Origin of the sequence: Klebsiella pasteurii (genome assembly GCF_018139045.1) — a bacterium.
GTDB classification, from domain to species: Bacteria; Pseudomonadota; Gammaproteobacteria; order Enterobacterales; family Enterobacteriaceae; genus Klebsiella; species Klebsiella grimontii.
The window spans coordinates 5,100,565-5,121,524 of the sequence record NZ_CP073236.1 but is presented as its reverse complement, the minus strand read 5'-3'; the positions used below and the strand labels follow the sequence as shown (position 1 = coordinate 5,121,524).

Sequence of the window (20,960 nt, the reverse complement as noted above, 5' to 3'; positions counted from 1 at the left end):
CATGTTTCTCCTGGGTAGGCTTGTCCTGGCCGTAACGGCCGGCTTACTGGCGGGCTGTGCCGTCGGGCCGGATTATCATCGTCCCGATGTACTGCTTTTAAAGCAATATCATTCTCAGCCTGCCGTCCAGCAAAGAAGTGCCTCGCGGATGGCCCAGGCCCACGCCGGACTTGGGGCGGCCGACCTGCTTCGCCGGAGACCGGATATTATCGTGGCAGAGCGTCATCTCGCCGCCTTTCATGCGCGTACCGGGAGTAGGGATGAAAAGAACAGGCGTTCTGGGCGTTGATGCGTTAAGCGAAAAACTGACCGCAGGATTCTTTCAGGCGGAAACGGGCGCCCAGGTGTTTCTGTTCCCGGCAAACAGCGAACGAGCTCAAAGGCTGGCAAGAGAATTTCCCTGCTGGACCCTGGACAATCACCAGGCCGTCCTTGATGAAGCGGATGAAAAATTTAGCGCCTGTTTGCCTCGCCAGGCCCGCTCTTAGTGGCTGCCGACGAATCGGATTTTGATTCACCAACCGGAGGCCCTGCCTGAGCGGTGATTTCTATTTGGTTTTTCAATCACTCTGACCAGCACGGGAATAATCACTCCCTGAAAACGGCTCATCTGCCCCCTCAAATAAACGTGACAATTTTCGCCATGTTTTAGAGATAATCACCGGCCTGCTCCCCAACCTATCGCAGGCCGGATTGGCGTGATTCACCGAATCAAAAAAGCCAGCCCCGCGGCGAAGAGAATAGAAAGCAGCACCGATGCCAGGCCAGGCAGCAGAAAAGGATGATCGATAATATGTCGGCCCAGTTTGGTGGAGCCGGTATCGTCCAGCTCTACCGCTGCCAGTAACGTCGGGTAATTTGGCAAAATAAAAAGAGAAGCCGTAGCCGGAAAGCAGGCGACCAGGATACCGGGAGCAACGCCCATACTCAGCGCGGCAGGGAATAAAATTTTTGTTGAAGCCGCCTGCGAATACAAGAAACATGAGGCCGCCATAATAATGAGCGCCAACACAATGGGCGAATCCAATAAGTGTGACGAGACCGCGCTTTGCAGCCACTGTTGATTGCTGTCCATAAAGGTGGAACCCAGCCAGGCGACGCCAAGGATACAGATGCAGGAGGTCATCCCGGTTTTAAACACCGAGCCGGATGGGACTTTGTGTACGTTAACCCGGCAGCACACCACAATCAGCAGCGCAACGCCCATCATCACCCCAACCCGTGCCTGCCCGCTGCTCATGACCGGATGGGCAATCAGCCCTAACTTTGGACTGGTGACAATCGCATAGGCCAGAACCGCAACCAGCCCAACGATAAAGATCAGCACCGAACGGCCGGCGTAGGGCGGGATAGCCCGCTCAGTCCGTGCCTTAACCTGCACCGGATTGTCATAGAGCCGATCCTGCTGGCGGATTCTGTCCCAGAACAGGTAAAAAACGGAGGTAACCAGCAGCGCAAGAAAGGTGGACGGTATTGATACCGCGATGAGCTCAATATAGCCCCAGCCGTCATGCCCTTTTTCCAGTATCCCCGAGAAAAAAATCACCGCAGCGGAAATGGGCGACGCCACAATCCCCAGCAAAGACGCGCTGACGGAGAGAGCAAGCGCGCGGGTGGGTTTTATATTGTTCTCTTTCGCCACGCCGACAATAACCGGCATACAGGCAAAGGAGACCTGCCCGGTGCTGGCCATCATAGTTAATAGCCAGGTGGAAAGCGGCGCGGTGATGACTAACAGTCGCGGATAGCGGCGCAGCAGCCGCTCGGTGAGGTCAACAAGATATTCAATACCGCCGGCCTCCTGCATGGCGGCAATCGCCACGATCACCACCATGATAAACACGATAACCAGCATCGGCATATCGCCCGGCGTCGCGCCGAGCGCGCTGAGCACAATTACGCCAGCGCCGCCGGCAAACCCTACGCCGATCCCCCCAACCCGCATGCCGATGTACAGAAACAGCAGCACCACCAGAAACTGGACCAATATCATATATTGCCTCCACGGCTCCCTGTCCGGCATTAACCCTTCGCAAGATGACATGGCCGCCGGGCAAACGCGCGCTCACCATATCTTTGGATGTCACCTGCCGGTGAACGACAATTTATCGCGATACAGCGGCGTCGCTGCACACGGTGTGAATCAGACATCCGATCTGCTCAATCTCAACTTCCACCCTGTCCCCGGGCTGCATAAAGAGCGGCGGCGTACGTTTTTTTCCGATACCGCCGGGGGTGCCGGTCAGGATCACGTCTCCCGGAGAGAGCGCGCTGAAGGTGCTGATATAGGCAATAAGCCCGGCGATTGAATGCAACATGCTGCCCGTATTATCCTGCTGCACCGTCTGACCATTGAGACGGGTGGTAATATTCAGATTTTGCGGGTCGGGGATATCATCCGCCGTCACCAGCCAGGGGCCGAAGCCGCCCGTTGCAGGCCAGTTTTTCCCGCCGGTAAAGCAGGCATGCTGCCAGTCGCGCACGGAGCCATCCATATAGCAGCTGTAGCCGGCAACATACTGCAGCGCCTCCTGCTCTGGGATATTGCGCCCTCCACGGCCGATCACCAGCGCCATTTCGCCTTCATAGTCAAACTCATTGCTGCATTCCGGCTTGAGGAGCGGCGCCAGATGCCCGGTCTGCGAATCCGCAAAGCGGATGAATAGCACAGGATTCGCGGACTTCTCGTTCCCCGCAACGTTTTTATCGCGATAATTCACCCCAGCGCAGATGATTTTTTTCGGTTCAGTAATGACCGGCAGGAAAGCAATCTCGTTGAAGGAATAATGCGTTTTTTTCGCGGACGGCGGCAGAGCATCAAGCAGATGAAGGTGGGGCAAAAATTCAAGCAGGCTGCCATATTGAGGGAACAGCGCCTGCAGATCGATGACGCCATCGGCGGTCGCCAGACCATATTTATTTTTATCATTAACGCGAAAGCTTAATAGTTTCATAAATCACCTTGGGAATAGACAGAGGTGAAAGCCCCGACGTGATGATGAAGAGAAGGAAATGATACCGGGGCGAAGTAACCGATTATCCGCAATACAGTAAGGCCTATTTCTGCATTGCGGATTCACAACTGACTCAGAATGAATTAACGAACGCGGCCCAGCTCAGCGGCGCGCATGGCGTCGTGGATCTCTTTTTCAGCCCCATTTTCGAGCGGCAGCAGCGGAGAGCGAACGGTGGCATGTTCAAGGATCCCTCGCGCAACCAACGCATGCTTAAGGGCCACGGTGCCTTCCATGTGAGAACCGCGGTGGTAGACGCTTTTGGTCACCGGCAGCAGACGATCGTGCAGCTGACGCGCTTTAACGTAATCGCCCGCTTTACCCGCCTTAATCATTTCAATTAACGGCTCAGGCGCGATATTACCGTAGCCGACCAGGAAGCCATCCACATCAAACGCGGTATGCAGCAGGTATTCATCGTGGCAGCTTAAGATTTGCAGATCAGGACGTTCGCGACGGATCACCGGAATCTCAGTATCCCAGCGGCGCATATTACGTACGCCATTTTTCATGGCAAATACGCCAGGCTGCGCGGAGATATCCAGCAGGGTCTTCAGGTTGTAGGTGGCTTTAGTGACATCCGGATACTGGAAAAGAATCAGCGGCAGGCCGCTTTCTTCATACACCACGCGGTAGCGATCCTGGGGGGCGCCATCCTGATAGCCAAAACGCAGCCAACCGTGAGAAGGATAGAGCAAACCTGCGGATGCCCCGGCGGCAACGGCGCGCTTCGCCTCCAGCGCAGCCACTTCGGTCCCTTCCCCGGTGATACCGGCAATGATAGGAAGCTTATCATCTACCGACTTCACAAATGCGCGGATCACATTCGCCTGCTCTTCCTGGGTCAGAAAAGTCCCTTCCCCCGCGTGTCCCAGAACCACCAGACCTTTCACGCCGTCGATGCTGCCGAGCCAGTTACCAAGGCGCTGAATGGCATCATAGTCTACGCGTCCATCGCGAGTGAATGGTGTAACCGGAGCCGGAGTCAAACCTCTCAGATCGATGTTAATCATAAATATCCCCTTGATGAGTAAGCATTTGTTTACGGTTAAGCGATTATTTGAAACGGAAGTGAAATCGTTTCTGCAATCGTTTTCACGTGATTGACATTGAACCTCAAAAATAAAACCGTCAACGCCACGTTGGTTAAAAATGCAACGCAGATCACAAACTAAACAGCAATCTGCATCCGGGATGAGATCCGTTATACAAAATTCAACCCTCCCCGCTTTCTCCAGGAAAGCCGGGAAGGATCGCTGGCGGATTATTTACGTGGAGACGAGGTAGACTTACGGGGAATAAGGGAAGGCGTGGTAATCCGCATATTATTATTTATCTCTGGATTCAATAACATATCAACCGCATTGCTGGCGATATGCTCCAGCGGCGTTCTGACCGAAGTCAGCGCCACGGGCAGTCTGCTCACCAGCGGAATATCGTTGTATCCCACCAGCGAGAGATCTTCGCCAATCACCAGGCCCTGCTGGTGCGCGGCCGCGAGGACGCCAATCGCCAGTTCGTCATTGACGGCAAACAGCGCGCTTGGGCGGTGAGGCTGGCTGAGAATTTTCATTCCCTGCTGCTCTCCCGAGGCGATGTTAAAATCTGAATGACAGCACCAGTCCGCTTCGATCCGGAGCCCGGCTTCCTGCATTGCCCGCTCAAAGCCCTTACGCCGGTTGCGCGCGTTGGAGGCAAAATCAGGGCCGCCAATCAGGCCAATATCGCGGTGACCTAAATCAATCAGGTGCCGGGTTGCCAGATAGCCGCCAAGCTCATCGTCGCCCACCGATGAGGGGCTAAAACCGTCGGTACGCAGCGCCAGTACGTGGGGAACGTCTCGTTCACGCAAGGCTTGCGGCAACGGATCGTCCAGCCGGCAGGTGGACATGATCAGCCCATCCACGCGGCGATCCAGCAGCGACTCAACGGCGTTTTTCTCCTGCTCCTTGCTATCACCGCAGGTCGCTACAATCGCGAAATAACCCCGTCTGGCTGCGGCCCTGGCTATCTCTTCGAAAAGCATGGCGGTGACGGCATCGGTTAGCCTGGGAACCAGGACGCCAAGCGTCCCGGTATCGCCGCGCCGCAGGCTGGAAGCAACATAGTCCCGACGGTAGCCCAGCTCTCGGGCAACCTGGCGAATTTTATCTGCCGAGGCGCTGCGCGAGGTGGGTAATCTTTCATCGAGTACCCGTGAAACGGTCGAGACGCTAACGCCCGCGGCGCGAGCAACATCCCGCATTGTCGCCAGCTTTTTTTCCGGCAAATCGTTCAGTTCACTTTCTTGATCCATCTGCTGCTCCAACTCATCAATGCGGGTAAAAATCCGTGTTGCCCGTTCAACGGATACCATCGTGCAAACCGTGGGGTTAAAGGATCTTACGTCAAACCTCGTCCGGACAAAAGGAATGGTGCTTCACTTTGCCGGGTTCATTCGGCTGGTCGTTAATTCACATTTCTTATCCATTTTGCTTTGCATTCGCCGCTTCGCCTTTTTGCGCGTGAGTTTTTTCAGATTGTGAACTGCTCGACATTTATACAACAGGCGTAATTGACTTAGCGACGAATCCAGCAAAGGATTAGCTGCAAGTGAAATCGATTGCAGTAACGTTATCATAAACACATCAGGACAGCATTATATGCAGCACGTCGATGAATAAGGGTTCGTTGCCCTGTTGTTATTCAGAATTTTACGTGTATGCCCCAGACAACGTTTAACAGGGTAATACTATGTCAACTCAGGCCATTGCTTCAGATTACGCCGTTGCCAGCGGAACGGCGTCAACCCCGGACGCGCTGCTGGCAAGACTGGAACGTCTGCCCATCACCCGGCGGCTGAAGGCGATCCGCGTTATCGTCGGCTTATCGACGTTTTTCGATGCCTATACCATTATTGCAATCGCATTTGCTCTCCCCCAGCTTACTCAGGAGTGGGGCCTCACGCCGACGTTTGTCGGTCTTATTATTGCGGCCAGCTACGTGGGCCAGCTGTGCGGCGCCCTGTTTTTCGGCTCGCTGGCGGAAAAAATAGGCCGTATCGGCGTATTGCGTATCACCATCATCATGTTCGTACTCATGGATGCGGCGTGCCTTTTTGCCTGGAACGGCTGGTCAATTCTTGTTATTCGCTTTTTACAGGGGGTGGGTATCGGTGCGGAAGTTCCCGTTGCCAGCGCCTATATCAATGAATTTGTCGGAGCAAAGAAGCGCGGGCGTTTCTTTTTGTTGTATGAGGTGATTTTCCCTATCGGCATGATGTTTGCCGGATTGGTGGGGTATTTTCTTGTGCCTATCTATGGATGGAAGGTCATGTTTTTAATTGGCTTAGTTCCCTCAGCGCTGACCGTTCCACTGCGCTGGCTGATGCCTGAATCACCGCGCTGGCTGGCTTCAAAAGGTCGGCTGAAGGAAGCGGACAACGTCGTATCGACGCTGGAATCTGAAGTCATCAGGCGTGGAATGACGTTGCCCGAACCTGAAATAAAAGCCCCCGTGGTGCAAAAAGCGGCTCCGGAAGGGGTTAAGGCCCTCTTCGGCGGTATTTATAAATCCCGCACCTTTATGCTGTGGGGGCTGTGGCTGACGGTTTACAGCGTCAACAATGGAATGATCACCTGGTTCCCGACTCTGTACAAAACCTGGTTTAATCTCTCCCTCGATACCAGTCTGGCCTACGGCTGGATCACCTCCTCCTGCGGCGTCGTCGCTTCGGTGATCTGCGCCTTGCTGATCGACCGCGTCGGGCGCAAGCGCTGGTACACATGGGCCTTTTTACTGGCCGTCGTTCCGCTGATTACGCTTTCTGTTCTGGGCGCAAAATCCGCCGTTGAAATTCTGATTCTGGGCAGCATGACCTACGCCATTCTTCAGACCATCGCCTTCTCGCTTTATCTGTACGCGGCTGAGCTTTATCCCACCCGGCTGCGCGCTATTGGCACCGCGTACTCCAGCGCATGGCTCCGCGCGGGGTCATCCATTGGCCCATTAATGGTCGGGTTTATCGTCAGCGGCTTCGGGATCCGTTTTGTGTTTGTCACGTTCGCGGTCATCGCACTGATTGGCGGCTTGATTACGTGGATTTTTGCCATTGAAACCAAAGGGAAATCATTAGAAGAGCTGTCGCCATAGACGGCCTGTGGCTCCGGCAATCGCGGAGCCACCTCTGACAGGAGGCCGGCTAGTCGGCTGATTCAGCTGCGCCTTATCGGGAATACTTCATAGACCTGGCTCATCAACGGGCGGTGAAAAACATGAACACACTCATTAAAAGCGGCACGATGCTGCTGGCATTTCTCTACCCTTTACTGGCTCTGGCCAACGATACACTTTTTTCTCCAACAGCAAAAAACATGACCGGAGAGTGGGGAGGCATGCGGACGGACCTGCGCCGTCATGGTTATGATTTTACGCTGGAATATAGCGCGATGACGGCCACGAATGTTTCCGGCGGTTACGATCGCGATAAAACCCTGCGCTACAGCGACCAGTATATTCTCGGCATAGATATGGATCTGGAAAAGATTTTAGGTATTCGCGACGGTGAATTTAAAGCGTCGGTGAATAATCGTAACGGGCGAGATCTGACTCAGGATCGCCTTCAGGATCCGCGCGCGCCGGTAATAGGCTCCGGTGTTCAGAGCAACTATGGCCGGGGTCAAACATGGCACGCGACGCAGTTTTGGTTCAAAAAAACCGGGTGGGAGAAGAAGCTGGATATCAAGGTGGGCCTGATGCCGCCAGGAGAGGATTTTGATAACAACGGCTGCTTTTTTCAAAACCTGTCGCTGTGCGGTTCTTTAGCCGGACACGGCAGCGGCGTCTGGTATAACACCCCTATAGGCCAGTGGGGTGGCCGCATCAAATACAGCCCTACCCCAGCCCTTTACGTCCAGGCCGGGGCGTTTCAGTACAATCCTAACTACGCCACCCGCCACGGAAGTTTCGAGCTCGATGGAACCGGGCATCTGGGGTACATGTACCTTTTTGAACTGGGATACTCACCCACCCTCGGCGCGGCAAAACTCCCCGGCATCTGGAAACTCGGGGGATGGTACAACACGGCGGAGGCCAACGATGTGCTGGATGATGACAATGGCGACCCCTATGTTATCACGCACCAGGCCGCCCGGCGACACGACGGCCGCTACGGAGGTTATCTCTATATCGTCCAGCAGCTGACCTACTCGAGCAGCCAGCGCCAACGTGGCCTTAGCCTTTTCGGGCATCTGGCAATGAATGATAAAGATACGGCGACAATGGACTATCAGATGCAGGCAGGCGCCATTTATAAAGGCCCTTTCGCCAGCCGTCCGCAGGACTTTATCAGCTTCGGCGTCAGTAAAATGCACGCCAATGACAGAGTCGCCCGTCGGGCTCAGCTCCTGAACCAGATGCGGGGGATCGATGATTATGATAACCCACTGTATGTTCCGGTTCGCAGAGCCGAGTATGCCGCAGAGCTGCATTATAGCTTCCGCGTTACGCCCTGGCTGACCGTGCGCCCTAACCTGCAGCTGCTGGCCCACCCGGGAGGAAGCGAGGAGATTAAAAACGCGTGGGTGATCGGCAATCAGGTGACCGTTAAATTCTGATAAAACAGGCGGCCGCCGTCAGGACTGCTGTATTCGACCAGCAACGTGTCTTCCGCGGGGAGAAGAATATCTCCCCATTTATCCCCCACGTCATAGGGGATTCTGAGAGAGTACGAACAGAGCTGAAGTCAGCTTCTTTATTTAGCCCTCTTGTCTATCGCGGGAAATTCATTGGCCGCGGTAGCGGTTATCCAGTCCCGGAAACGCCGGCATATCTTCTGCAAAACCGCGGACTCGTCGTACACCAGATAGTACGCAATCGGCGTATCAACCGGTATTTTTAGCGGGTTAATCAGCAAACCACTCTTCAGTTCTTCACAAATAAGAGAACTGCGCACGAGCGCGATACCTTTACCCGCGATTGCGGCCTCAATCACGCCGTTGGAATCGATGAAAACGGGCCCCGTGTCTGTCTTCAGATCGCTGATACCCAGAGCACGAAACCAGAGAGCCCAGTCCAGCCGGTGTTCATCGTGCAGCAGCATATATTCAGCCATATCGCCCGGTGATGAGAGCTCGTCCTCTGATGCGATTAACCGGGGGCTACAGACCGGGAGGAGTTTATCGTTTATCAGGCACTCAGACTCCAGCCCGGGATAGTCACCTGCCCCGTGTCGGATGGCGAAATCAATCCCTTCAGACAGTAAATCAACCTGCCTGTTGGTGGTACTGATTTGCACTTCCACGCCCGCGTTGGCTTTTTCAAATGCAGGCAGCCGTGGCAGCAGCCATTGGATGGCAAAACCACTTGTACAACTGACCGTCACTTTGTTTGCCTTTCCTTCATTCATTAAGCGCTGTGTTGCTTCTGCTATCTGATTGAAAGCTGGCCTTATTGACCGCAGATAGATGCGTCCTTCGGTTGTCAGTTCGAGACGGCGAGGACTACGGATGAACAACCGGCTGTTTGTCATGCTTTCCAGCTTAGCAATCTGTTGGCTGACCGCGCTGGATGTCACGCATAACTCATCGGCAGCCGCTTTCATACTCATCAGCCTTGCCGCAGACTCAAAACACATAAGCGCATGTAAAGGTGGCATTTTCATCGGCTACACGACTTCATGAATTAGAAAAGCTTAAGTATAAACAAAAATCTTGTTTGTCAGTACGCCCGCCCTGTTTCACAGTTGCGTTGTGACTTCTCATTCAAATAAAAGGAACCGCTATGCGCATTGCTGATTATCTTCGTTTATTGTTGCTCGCCGCTATATGGGGCGCGAGTTTTCTCTTTATGCGTATAGCCGTACCGCAGTTTGGCGCTATTAATACGGCTTTTTTGCGCGTCTTTTTTGGTTTCACAGGCCTCGCGGTTATTTTATTTATCTTTAAATCTTCTTTTGACTTTAAAGATAAATTTAAGTCCTCAGTGATTCTTGGCGTCATTAATTCTGGATTACCCTTCCTGATGTATTGCCTGGCGGCCAAATGGTTACCGGCTGGGTATTCAGCCATTCTGAATGCAACAACGCCGTTGATGGGGGCGGTGGTTGGGTTTGCATTTTTTGCAGAGAAATTAACCTTCAGAAAATGGGCTGGCATGCTCCTGGGCATTGTCGGAATCATCGCGATCGCCACAATTGGTAAACCCCTGTCAGCGGAGAAACAAATTGCCGGCATTATTGCCTGCCTCATCGCGACCAGTTGCTATGCGATCGCCGGTTTTCTGACGCGTAGCTGGATTTCAAATAAAGGTGGACTCGATCCTAAAATCGTCGCCTTCGGCAGCCAGATAGGGGCGTCCTTTTTTTTGCTACCCTTTTTTATATGGAGCACCCATAGTGGACCGACCGTTAACTGGTTACAGCAAGAGGCATGGATAAGCGTCATTGCCGCGGGAGCGATCTGTACCGCATTTGCCTACATACTCTATTTTCGGCTGATTGCCGATATTGGACCGCTACGTTCATTAACAGTGACATTCTTAATTCCTCCGTTTGGTGTGCTATGGGGATATATGGTACTGAACGAAGCCATTAACAATGGTTTTGTTATCGGGGCGCTCATTATAGGTATTGCAGTCTGGATGGTTATGAGTCCGGAAAAAAATAATTAGTGACGAAGTACGCAGAGTCAAACTGAGGTGCTTTTAGTTCCAGAAATCCCCAAGAAATTTTTCTGAAAATTTAATTAACATTACCAGTTCGCCGCTAACAGACTTCTGTCCGAGCTAAAGCCTAAACTGAGGAGATAATACCTTAAGGGTGCCCTTTCCTGCGGTTCTGAATCCCCCTGACCCCGGCATAGCTTTCCTGCTATGCCGGGTCTTTCAACTACCGCTTGATTAACGCAAACACGCCCCAGCCAAAGTATTCACGCGTATAAGTCGCATGGCGTTTTGGCGCCATCGTCAGCTCCGCCCTGACTTCTGACGCAAAGTCATCATCGGGGTTTTCCTCTAACCAACGGCGCATGGTGAGCCATTTCGCCGCTTCGTAGCGGTCCCAACCTTCCTGGTCCGCCAGTACCATTTCGACGAGGTCATAGCCAAGCGCATCGTAAGAGGAGACCAGATCGGCAAGCGTCAGAAAGTCGGCGAGCGAAGAGGCGCCACAGGCCTGTGCTATCTCTTCCGTTGCCGGTACCTGCCGCCAGTACGGTTCGCCGATCAGCAGCATACCGCCGGGCTTGAGGCTTTTGCTCAGCAGCGCGATAGTCCCGGCGACGCCGCCGCCGATCCAGGTCGCGCCCACGCAGGCGGCGATGTCGCATTTTTCCTCGGCCACATAACCGGCGGCGTCCTGGTGAATAAACATCACGCGGTCAGCAACGCCGAGCTCTTCTGCCCGCAGCTTAGCCTGCTGGCTGAACAGCGCGCTCATGTCGACGCCGATGCCGCGAATGCCGTGATCGCGCGCCCAGGTACAGAGCATCTCCCCCGATCCGCTGCCGAGGTCGAGTATGCGGGTTCCGGCCTTCATCCGCAGCACGCGGCCAAGGGCGGCATATTTTTCCGGCGTAAACGGGTTATGGATGCGGTGAGCGCTTTCACTAATGGTGAAAATACGTGGGATATCCAATGGTTGAATTCCTTTTATGGGTGTTGCGGAAAGAGAACCGGGAACGTTTTTTTCGGCCAGCAGCGCGTACAGCTTACCGGCAAAGGTTTCGCTGACCGGCCATTCCGCCTCATCCGGACGGGTAATGGTGGTCAAACCCGCCGTACGCAGCAGATCGAGATAAGCATCATCACGCCATGCGGTCATCTGACTACCGAAACGCGTCACCTTGCCGCTCTCTTCAATCGCCATGAACAGCGTGGAGCTGGTTTGCTCCGCCGGATCCCAGGCGTGCTCGGTCAGAAGCAGGTGCGGAATATCCAGAAACAGCCCCTGCGGACAGCGCTGCCAGCCGGGCTCGGCCATTCCCTGACGTTTAACTTCCGCATAGGTATGAACCTCGATGAGCAGCTTTCCCCACGGAACCAGCCACTGCGCGCAGCGGTTGACCAGCGAGCGAGCCTCAGCTGCGCTGAACACGTTCAGTTCACCGAAGGTCATCATGATGAAATCAAACTGTGTTTCCGGCGCGTAGTCGCGAACGTCCTGCTGGTGATAGACAATATCAAGCCCGGCCGCCTGCGCCTGCTGCCGGGCCCAGGCGATCGACGCTGGTGAAAAATCCACGCCCGTACAGCAGAAGCCGCGCTCGGCCAGCAGGCGCGTGTAAAGACCCGGCCCGCAGCCGAGGTCGAGAATGCGGGCGCCGGCGGGCAGCTGTCCGGCAATCCACGCCACCTGTTGTTCTATAACCGCCTGCCTGCGGCTGGCCCAGTCGTGCTCCTGCGACAGATGGTTCTCCAGCATACGCTGGCTAAACGCCGGTTCATCCCAGGGGATTTTGCGCTCCTGGGATGACAACGTGATATGCCTGGAACCTGTAATAATCGTGCCAATAGTCATCATCATCTCCTTATTGATTACTCGCGCCAGTGCTCGGGTTTCATTAACGCCCGGGCGCACTGTATCTGGCCCGTTCGCCCCAGCGGCTGAGACGAAAGCCGCTGTAGCATCCAGCAGGCTTTATGCGCCTCGGGAATCGGATAAGGCGCCGGATAGCCTTTATCTCCCGCGCATGGCTCAAACCCGTGCCTGGGGTAGTAAGTGGCGTGGCCCAGAACAAATACCGTCTGGCTTCCTATGGCTTTCAACTGCTCAATGCCGTGCCGGATAAGCGCTCCGCCAACGCCCGCGCCCTGGTATTCCGGCACCACCGCCAGGGGAGCAAGGATGTGCATCATCGGCGAGTCCGGCTCCCCTTTGAACATCGCCCGGGTGAATAAAATATGCCCAACCGCCTTTCCGTTATGCCTGGCCAGCAGCGATAACGTCGGGCAGGCGCTCTCATCGTTGAGCAAAGAGGCCACCAGCCTGGCCTCTTTGCTGTAGCCGAAAGCCCGGGTTTCGACATTGAGAATGTCATCGGTATCGCCTTCAGAGGCGACATGAAAAGTGAAGCTGTGGTTTGTCATCAGAGGCTCCTTAGCGATTGTCCAGCTGTGCGCGGACGTTGTTCAGCCCGGTGGTATTGATGCGGTAGGGCTGTCCGTTGACGGACTTAATCAGCTTTTTGGTTTTGAGTTTTTTGAAAACGGCGAGCGTGCAGTCGCTGAGCAGGAGCCCTTCGCGGCTGTAGCATTCAACAGAGGTGACGCGGCCTGATGTATCGCGAACGTGCGCGATCCGGCCACCTTTAGCGAGAACGTGTAAGGTACGTTGTTCCTGACGGGATAGATTCATACTGAAGAAACCTGTTAATCATCATGCGTAAAAACGAGCCAACACCCGCAGGTGTTCGCGTAAGGTTTAAGCGCAGCGATAACCAGTCCGGCCTGAAAAGGTCGGGAAGCTGATTATCTGATGATGACATTCTCCAGCATCAAAGCCTCGGTGAGAGTTGAAAAGGTATTTACCAGCGAAATAATAACACGCAGTTTTTATATGGAAATCGTTATAGTCAAAAAGTGTGATCTGCAGCGAGCCCGTACGCTTCCTGGCGCTTATGGTCGACATGTTGACGCCATTGGTTAACCATTTATACAGGCATGACGCGCGGGGCCCTATACCTTTCTGAGCTTCAGCAGGATCTATAGGCGCTACTCAACGGGTCTGAAATGACGTCGGGCCCTTCACCTATGCCATTAGCGAATCTCCATCACATTTTGGTTTACCAATTCACCTTACACGGTTGACTTGTTCGACCAATTGGAGGAACTTATACGCCATATCGTCTGGTTTCTCCTCCGTTACGATGGTTGACCGGAACCGACGCTCCCATCAAAGCAGCGGCCTGAAGCAGGTCAACAACGTGAAGAGGTTAAGCATGGAACAGACATGGCGCTGGTATGGCCCTAACGATCCAGTCACTTTAGCTGACGTCCGTCAGGCAGGCGCGACCGGGGTGGTTACCGCCCTGCACCATATTCCGAACGGCGAAGTGTGGACGGTTGACGAGATCCTCAAGCGTAAAGCCATCGTGGAAGAAGCCGGCCTGGTATGGTCGGTGGTCGAAAGCGTACCGATTCACGAAGAGATCAAAACCCATACCGGCAACTACGCGCAGTGGATCGCTAACTATCAGCAGAGCCTGCGCAATCTGGCCCAGTGTGGTATTCGCACCGTGTGCTACAACTTTATGCCGGTCCTCGACTGGACCCGTACCGACCTTGAGTACGTCCTGCCGGATGGCTCCAAAGCCCTGCGCTTCGATCAGATTGAATTCGCCGCCTTTGAGCTGCATATCCTCAAGCGTCCGGGCGCGGAAGCGGACTACACCGCCGAAGAAGTCGCCCAGGCGAATCAGCGTTTCGCCGCCATGAGCGATGAAGATAAAGCGCGCCTGACCCGCAACATCATCGCCGGTCTGCCGGGTGCGGAAGAGGGTTATACCCTCGACCAGTTCCGCCAGCACCTTGCGACCTATAAAGATATCGATAAAGCCGCGTTGCGCGAGAATTTCGCCGTCTTCCTGAAGGCGATTATCCCCGTCGCCGAAGAGGTTGGCGTACGTATGGCGGTACACCCGGACGATCCGCCGCGCCCGATTCTCGGCCTGCCGCGCATCGTCTCGACCATTGAAGATATGCAGTGGATGGTTGATACGGTGAACAGCATGGCGAACGGCTTTACCATGTGCACCGGCTCCTACGGGGTCCGCGCCGACAACGATCTGGTTGATATGATTAAGCAGTTTGGCCCGCGCATTTACTTCACCCACCTGCGATCTACGCTGCGCGAAGAGAACCCGAAAACCTTCCACGAAGCCGCGCATCTGCATGGCGACGTGGACATGTACGAAGTGGTGAAGGCGATTGTTGAAGAAGAGCACCGCCGTAAAGCGGAAGGCAAAGAGGATCTTATCCCGATGCGTCCTGACCACGGCCACCAGATGCTCGACGACCTGAAAAAGAAAACCAACCCCGGCTATTCCGCGATTGGGCGCCTGAAAGGGCTGGCTGAGGTCCGCGGCGTTGAGCTGGCGATTCAGCGCGCTTTTTTTAGCCGCTAATTCCTGACTGGTGGGGCCGACAGCGCCCCGCCTTTATCCCTTCGGTCGCCTGTTGCGGCCCATCCTGGAGTTTGCTATGACTGCCACCCTTGCCGACAGCAACCTGCCGGTTACACGCCCTGCGTGGGATCGTTCTCGCCTGGAATCCCGCATCGTACACCTGGGCTGCGGCGCGTTTCACCGCGCGCATCAAGCGCTTTACACCCATCATCTGCTGGAAACCAGCGACAGCGACTGGGGCATCTGCGAAGTCAACTTGATGCCGGGCAACGACCGTGTCCTGATTGAGAATCTGAAAAATCAGCATCTGCTTTATACCGTGGCGGAGAAAGGCGCTGACAGCACCGCGCTGAAAATTATCGGCTCGATGAAAGAGGCGCTGCATCCGGAAATCGACGGCTGCGAGGGCATACTGCGTGCCATGACGCGCCCGCACACGGCTATCGTCTCCCTGACGGTAACGGAAAAAGGTTACTGCACCGATGCGGCCAGCGGCCAGCTCGATCTCAACAACCCGCTGATTCAACACGACCTCGCCCATCCGGCGACGCCGAAATCCGCCATAGGCTATATCGTCGAAGCGCTGCGCCTGCGCCGCGAGCAGGGGCTTGCGGCCTTTACGGTGATGTCCTGCGATAACGTCCGCGAGAATGGCCACGTGGCGAAAGTGGCGGTGCTTGGCCTGGCCCAGGCGCGCGACCCGCAGCTGGCGGCGTGGATTGAAGCCCATGCCACCTTTCCGTGCACCATGGTTGACCGCATCGTGCCCGCAGCGACGCCCGAAACCCTACAGGAGATTGCCGACCAGCTTGGCGTCTACGATCCGTGCGCTATCGCCTGCGAACCGTTCCGCCAGTGGGTGATTGAAGATAGTTTCGTCAACGGCCGCCCGGAGTGGGACAAAGTCGGCGCCCAGTTCGTTGAAGACGTGGTGCCGTTTGAAATGATGAAGCTACGGATGCTCAACGGCAGCCACTCTTTCCTCGCCTATCTTGGCTACCTCGGCGGCTATGAAACCATTGCCGAGACCATGACCAACCCGGCATACCGCGAAGCGGCTTTCGCCCTGATGATGCAGGAGCAGGCTCCGACGCTGTCGATGCCGGAAGGCACCGATCTTCAGGCCTACGCCACGCTGCTGATTGCCCGCTTCAGCAACCCGTCTCTGCGCCATCGTACCTGGCAGATCGCCATGGACGGTAGCCAGAAGTTGCCGCAGCGCCTGCTTGACCCAATCCGTCTGCATCTGCAAAACGGCAGCAGCTGGCGTCACCTGGCGCTCGGCGTGGCGGGCTGGATGCGCTACACCCAGGCGATCGACGAACAGGGGCAGCCGATTGATGTCGTCGACCCGCTGCTGGCGGATATCCAATCGATCAACCAGCGTTATCAGGGCGCGGAACGCGTCGCGGCGCTGCTGGCGCTAAGCGGAATTTTTGCCCACGATCTGCCGGACAACAGCGATTTCGTGGCGGCGGTGGCGCAGGCGTACCAGCAGCTGTGCGAACGCGGCGCCCGCGCGTGCGTGGCGACGCTCGGCGCCGGCCTGTAATCACCTCTCCCTGTCACGGGTCAACTGAACAACAGCGTGGTTGACCCGTTTTCCCTCTCTCAGCGCAGAGAGATGCCAACCCGGCGGCCAGATGCTATAGTCAGCCACCGGGCTATCGCATCTCACAACATAACATCATGAAATCACAAACTTCTCAGCACAGACCCTACCAGGAAGTCGGCGCGTTGATCCGCGATCTGATCGTCAAGACGCCCTATCGCCCCGGCGATCGCTTACCGCCGGAGCGCGAGATCGCCGAGATGCTGGACGTCACCCGTACCGTAGTTCGTGAAGCGCTGATCATGCTGGAAATTAAAGGGCTGGTCGAAGTGCGCCGCGGCGCCGGGATCTACGTGCTCGATAACGCCGCCGGAGAAGGCGCGGCGGAGAGCGCGGACATGAACCACTGCAATGACGCCGGTCCGTTTGAACTGCTGCAGGCCCGCCAGCTGCTGGAAAGCAATATCGCCGAGTTTGCCGCCCTGCAGGCGACCCGGGAAGATATCATCAAAATGCGCCAGGCCTTACAGCTGGAAGAGCGCGAACTGGCCAGCAGCGCGCCGGGCGGCTCCGAAAGCGGCGATATGCAGTTTCACCTCGCCATCGCCGAAGCGACTCATAACAGTATGCTGGTAGAGCTGTTCCGCCAGTCATGGCAGTGGCGGGAGAATAATCCCATGTGGATCCAGCTGCACCGCCATCTCGGCGATACTCACTACCGCCAGGAGTGGCTGGTGGATCATAAACGGATCCTCGCCGCCTTAATCAAAAAAGACGCCCGGGCGGCCAAGCTCGCCATGTGGCAACATCTGGAAAACGTTAAACGGCGCCTGCTGGAGTTCTCCAACGTCGACGATATTTACTTCGACGGCTACCTTTTTGACTCCTGGCCGCTGGACAACGCGGACGCCTGACCTCTTCTACAAGCGCGCGGACATCGCCCATCCACGCGCCCCTTGCCGCGACGCCGCAATCATTGATAATGATTCTCATTTTATTGTCGCTCTGCCCGCGTAATGGTAAAGTTACCCTATCTGATGACGCCCCCTCTCCGGTGCCGACAACCGCATGAACAAGACAACGACGCACAACGAACCCGCCCGCCGGGCGCCGAGAAAAACGTTCTCCGTCAGCGAGTTTATGGCGTTTGGTGAACGATACGGTATCGACTACCGCTTCCCGCTGCTGCGGCAAACGCCGGAGCCCTCGTACGCCAGCCCTGTGCTGCGGGGAGAAGTGGAAGAGATGACGCTGCCCTGCGGAATGTGCGTCACCCATTCTGATGTTCACGTGTTGCAGCCCTATGAGACCACCTCCCGCCACAGCAGCCCGCTCTATATGCTGGTGGTGCTGGAAGGCTGTGTCGCCCTGACCCTCAACGGGGAGCAGCACCTCGTCCGTTCCGGGATGGCGTTCACTTCGCGTCTTAGCGAACAGCAGACAATGCGCGCCCGCCACGATGCCGACAGTCGACTACGTACGCTCTCCCTCGGACTCTACCCGGACGGCGCGTGGCGCGACGGCCTGCTCGATTCATTGATGCGCGAATGGGAAAGATGCCAGACGCCAACGCTGATCTGGCAGATACCGGGTTTTCTGCTGAGCGGGCTAGAGTACGCGCAGCAGAGTTCGCCTGGCCGCGTTTCCCGCCAGCTGATGCTGGAGGGGCTGATTCTTCAGCTGTTTGGTCACGGGCTGAGCGTATGCCAGGACGAAAGCACGAAGCATATCGCCCCGGCGGGCGGCGAACGGCAGCGGCTGGAAAGGGTTCGCCGCCTGCTGGAACAGGCGCCGGAAAACGACTACACCCTGAACGAGCTGGCCCAGCGGGCGGCGATGAGCTCCAGCAGCTTACGCAGTAAGTTTCGCCAGGCATACGGCTGCTCGGTCTTCGACTACCTGCGCGACTGCCGCCTGGCACGGGCAAGAGGCTATCTGCTTGAGGGCTATAGCGTACAGCAGGCGGCCTGGATGTCGGGCTATCAGCACGCCACCAACTTCTCGACCGCTTTTCGTCGGCGCTACGGCATCTCGCCCTGCGATGTGCAAAAGGCGGGCTAATCCATTTTTCCTCTTTTTGCGAAAAATAGTCAGCGGCTTTGGCAGCGCGCATACGTATCCTGGCATTGCGCATAGTTATAGAGAGCATCAAAAAGGTAATAATTCTTATTAACAATTAGAAATGCCTTTGGAGATGTTCATGTTTGCGAAAACTCGCCTGGCGCTACTGGTAGGATGGGTGACCGGCGGCGTCGCTTTCCCGCTGCTGGCCCAGGAAACAACTAAGAATGAAACCATCGTGGTCACTTCGCAGATGCAGAGCGGCGCGACCAAAATTGCCACACCGGATATTGAGACGCCGCAGTCGGTGTCGATTATCACGCGCGAGCAGTTTGAAGAACAGGGCGCAATCAGCGTCCGCCAGGCCGTGAGCTATACCCCCGGGGTTTACAGCAACCAGATTGGCGCCTCCAACCGCTTTGACTATATCGTCCTGCGCGGCTTCTCCGACGGCAGCCTGGATAACGTCTATCTTGACGGCCTGAAAATGATGGGCGATACCAACTCCCATAGCTCGCTGGTGGTCGATCCGTGGTTCCTCGAAAATATCGAAGTGGTGCGCGGCCCGGCCTCAGTGCTGTACGGCCGCTCTTCGCCCGGCGGCATCGTCGCCCTCACCTCGCGTAAACCTTCATTCGATCCCGGCGGTGAAATCAAGCTGTTTGCCGGGAATAACAACCAGCGCGGGGCGGCGTTTGACGTCACCGGGGCGCTGGACGATAACGATCGCGTGGCGGCGCGCTTAAGCGGCATGACCCGCTATGCGGACTCACAGTTTGATACCTTAAAAGAGCAGCGCTATGCGATTATGCCCAGCCTGACCTGGCGCATCACCGACCAGACGCGGCTTGATTTAATGGCCTATTTGCATCGCGACCCGGAAGGCGGCAGCCACTCTGGCCTCCCTTATGAAGGCACCGTGGTACCGCACTACGGTAAAAAAATCGCTAACACCTTCTTTGAGGGCGAAGATGATTACGATAAGTATGACCGCCGCGAAAACATGGTCGGCTACAACTTCGAGCATATGTTTGATAACGGCTGGTCGGTGCGGCAGAAGCTGCGCTACCTGCACACCAAAGTCGAGCTGAATCAGGTCTATGCCGCGGGCTGGCTGAACGAAAGCGAGCTGAACCGCGGCTATTCCGGCTCGGACGAAAAGATGAACGCCATCACCCTTGATAACCAGCTCGACGGCAGCGTCGATACCTGGGCCGTCAACCATCGCCTGTTGCTGGGGATCGACTATCAGGACCGCAGTAACAACACCACAGGCTACTATGGCGCATTCCCGGCCATCGACGCCTTTAATCCGGTCTATGGCGCGAAGCCGGATTACATCACCATGTACAGCCGCGAGAAGCACAAGCTACGCCAGACCGGCTACTATCTGCAGGATCAGATGTCCTGGGAGCGCTGGCGCTTCACCCTCGGCGGGCGCTACGACCAGGTCAGCGTGTCGAATATCGATAAGCTCAATCAAACGCGCAGCGATCTGGATAAGAACAACTTCAGCACCCGCGCCGCGCTGCTGTATCTGTTCGATAACGGGTTTGCCCCGTACATCAGCTACTCCACCGCCTTTACGCCCACCAGCTTCGCCGACGAAAACGGCAACGTGCTGGATCCGATGAAAGGCAAGCAGTGGGAAGCCGGGCTGAAGTATGAGCCGGAAGGAATGAATAGCCAGTTCAGCGCCTCGGTATTCCGCATCAATCAGACCAATATCGCCACCAAAGAAGAGCCGACCGATCCGTATCGTTCGATTGGTGAAATTGAGTCGAAAGGGGTGGAGCTGGAAGCGATTAGCCAGCTAACAGACAGCTTCCGCCTGCAGGCCGCCTATACCTACACCGACATTCGCTATAAGAAAAGCAGCCCTGAAGAGCAAGGCAAGCGTGCCGTTTACGCGCCGCGCAATCAGGCCAGCGCCTGGCTGAGCTATGATGTGAAAAGCGGCCCGCTGGATGGTCTGACGCTGGGTTCCGGTATGCGCTACGTCAATGGCATTACCAGCGACCGCCTGAATACGCACACTCTACCGTCCTATACGCTGGTGGATATGGCGATTGGCTATGACCTGTCGAAGGTGGGAATTAAAGGCCTCAGCGCCCAGCTGAACGTCAATAACCTGACCGACAAGAGCTACATTGCCGCCTGTAACTCGCTCTCCTACTGCTACTTTGGCGCGGAGCGCAGCATCGTCGGCAGCGTCTCCTGGAAGTTCTGATAACG

General features: G+C 55.9%; 17 protein-coding genes and 1 pseudogene. 9 read left to right on the top strand and 9 right to left on the bottom strand.

The features are described from left to right. Nucleotides 1-260 precede the first annotated feature (260 nt). Nucleotides 261-488, top strand: a complete 228-nt coding sequence (locus KCG39_RS23975) for a Rossmann-fold NAD(P)-binding domain-containing protein (protein ID WP_049115071.1) — start codon at nucleotides 261-263, stop codon at nucleotides 486-488. A 215-nt stretch (nucleotides 489-703) separates the two neighbouring features. Here KCG39_RS23975 and KCG39_RS23970 read toward each other — a convergent pair whose 3' ends face one another. The 4 genes from KCG39_RS23970 to KCG39_RS23955 form a co-directional block, all read right to left on the bottom strand. Beyond that, complete coding sequence (locus KCG39_RS23970; RefSeq protein WP_004129313.1) at nucleotides 704-1,993, bottom strand: anaerobic C4-dicarboxylate transporter family protein; 1,290 nt, start codon at nucleotides 1,991-1,993, stop codon at nucleotides 704-706. 112 nt (nucleotides 1,994-2,105) lie between these two features. Next, nucleotides 2,106-2,954 (bottom strand): fumarylacetoacetate hydrolase family protein, encoded by an 849-nt coding sequence (locus KCG39_RS23965; protein WP_004129310.1) that lies wholly within the window; start codon nucleotides 2,952-2,954, stop codon nucleotides 2,106-2,108. Nucleotides 2,955-3,097: 143 nt separating this feature from the next. Continuing rightward, on the bottom strand, nucleotides 3,098-4,027 hold the full coding sequence (locus tag KCG39_RS23960; RefSeq protein WP_004129307.1) for a dihydrodipicolinate synthase family protein: 930 nt from the start codon (nucleotides 4,025-4,027) through the stop codon (nucleotides 3,098-3,100). A gap of 251 nt (nucleotides 4,028-4,278) precedes the next feature. Then, entirely contained in the window at nucleotides 4,279-5,310 is a 1,032-nt protein-coding gene (locus tag KCG39_RS23955) for a LacI family DNA-binding transcriptional regulator (RefSeq protein WP_004129304.1), read from the bottom strand. Nucleotides 5,311-5,747: 437 nt separating this feature from the next. Here KCG39_RS23955 and KCG39_RS23950 point away from each other — a divergent pair, with 437 nt between their 5' ends. Both KCG39_RS23950 and KCG39_RS23945 read left to right on the top strand, forming a co-directional pair. Continuing rightward, entirely contained in the window at nucleotides 5,748-7,145 is a 1,398-nt protein-coding gene (locus KCG39_RS23950; protein ID WP_123828435.1) for an MFS transporter, read from the top strand. A 122-nt stretch (nucleotides 7,146-7,267) separates the two neighbouring features. Beyond that, nucleotides 7,268-8,608, top strand: a complete 1,341-nt coding sequence (locus KCG39_RS23945; protein WP_139529274.1) for a carbohydrate porin — start codon at nucleotides 7,268-7,270, stop codon at nucleotides 8,606-8,608. 137 nt (nucleotides 8,609-8,745) lie between these two features. Here KCG39_RS23945 and gcvA read toward each other — a convergent pair whose 3' ends face one another. Then, nucleotides 8,746-9,654, bottom strand: coding sequence for a transcriptional regulator GcvA (gcvA, locus tag KCG39_RS23940; RefSeq protein WP_087828276.1), 909 nt, complete (start codon nucleotides 9,652-9,654; stop codon nucleotides 8,746-8,748). A gap of 119 nt (nucleotides 9,655-9,773) precedes the next feature. Between gcvA and KCG39_RS23935 the strand changes: the two genes are divergently transcribed. Beyond that, nucleotides 9,774-10,661, top strand: coding sequence for a DMT family transporter (locus KCG39_RS23935; RefSeq protein WP_142446299.1), 888 nt, complete (start codon nucleotides 9,774-9,776; stop codon nucleotides 10,659-10,661). Nucleotides 10,662-10,878: 217 nt separating this feature from the next. Here KCG39_RS23935 and KCG39_RS27825 read toward each other — a convergent pair whose 3' ends face one another. The 4 genes and pseudogenes from KCG39_RS27825 to KCG39_RS23920 form a co-directional block, all read right to left on the bottom strand. Beyond that, entirely contained in the window at nucleotides 10,879-11,625 is a 747-nt protein-coding gene (locus tag KCG39_RS27825) for an SAM-dependent methyltransferase (protein WP_117085590.1), read from the bottom strand. Nucleotides 11,626-12,033: 408 nt separating this feature from the next. After that, nucleotides 12,034-12,411 (bottom strand): annotated as a pseudogene (locus tag KCG39_RS27820) (class I SAM-dependent methyltransferase); the annotation flags it as partial. A 113-nt stretch (nucleotides 12,412-12,524) separates the two neighbouring features. Then, nucleotides 12,525-13,076: a GNAT family N-acetyltransferase gene (locus KCG39_RS23925; RefSeq protein ID WP_142446300.1), complete on the bottom strand. Its 552-nt coding sequence runs from the start codon at nucleotides 13,074-13,076 to the stop codon at nucleotides 12,525-12,527. Nucleotides 13,077-13,086: 10 nt separating this feature from the next. Next, nucleotides 13,087-13,344: a YjhX family toxin gene (locus tag KCG39_RS23920; RefSeq protein ID WP_004129235.1), complete on the bottom strand. Its 258-nt coding sequence runs from the start codon at nucleotides 13,342-13,344 to the stop codon at nucleotides 13,087-13,089. 583 nt (nucleotides 13,345-13,927) lie between these two features. Between KCG39_RS23920 and uxuA the strand changes: the two genes are divergently transcribed. The 5 genes from uxuA to foxA all read left to right on the top strand — a co-directional run bounded on the left by uxuA (nucleotide 13,928) and on the right by foxA (nucleotide 20,955). Next, on the top strand, nucleotides 13,928-15,112 hold the full coding sequence (gene uxuA, locus KCG39_RS23915; protein ID WP_004129234.1) for a mannonate dehydratase: 1,185 nt from the start codon (nucleotides 13,928-13,930) through the stop codon (nucleotides 15,110-15,112). A 76-nt stretch (nucleotides 15,113-15,188) separates the two neighbouring features. Then, nucleotides 15,189-16,664: a fructuronate reductase gene (locus KCG39_RS23910; RefSeq protein WP_112165899.1), complete on the top strand. Its 1,476-nt coding sequence runs from the start codon at nucleotides 15,189-15,191 to the stop codon at nucleotides 16,662-16,664. A 137-nt stretch (nucleotides 16,665-16,801) separates the two neighbouring features. Beyond that, the gene (uxuR, locus tag KCG39_RS23905; RefSeq protein ID WP_004129229.1) at nucleotides 16,802-17,578 is read left to right on the top strand and encodes a Uxu operon transcriptional regulator; all 777 of its coding nucleotides are present in this window, start codon (nucleotides 16,802-16,804) and stop codon (nucleotides 17,576-17,578) included. A 154-nt stretch (nucleotides 17,579-17,732) separates the two neighbouring features. Next, the gene (locus KCG39_RS23900; protein ID WP_087828271.1) at nucleotides 17,733-18,725 is read left to right on the top strand and encodes a helix-turn-helix transcriptional regulator; all 993 of its coding nucleotides are present in this window, start codon (nucleotides 17,733-17,735) and stop codon (nucleotides 18,723-18,725) included. Nucleotides 18,726-18,846: 121 nt separating this feature from the next. Then, complete coding sequence (gene foxA / locus KCG39_RS23895; RefSeq protein ID WP_087828270.1) at nucleotides 18,847-20,955, top strand: ferrioxamine B receptor FoxA; 2,109 nt, start codon at nucleotides 18,847-18,849, stop codon at nucleotides 20,953-20,955. Nucleotides 20,956-20,960: the final 5 nt, after the last annotated feature.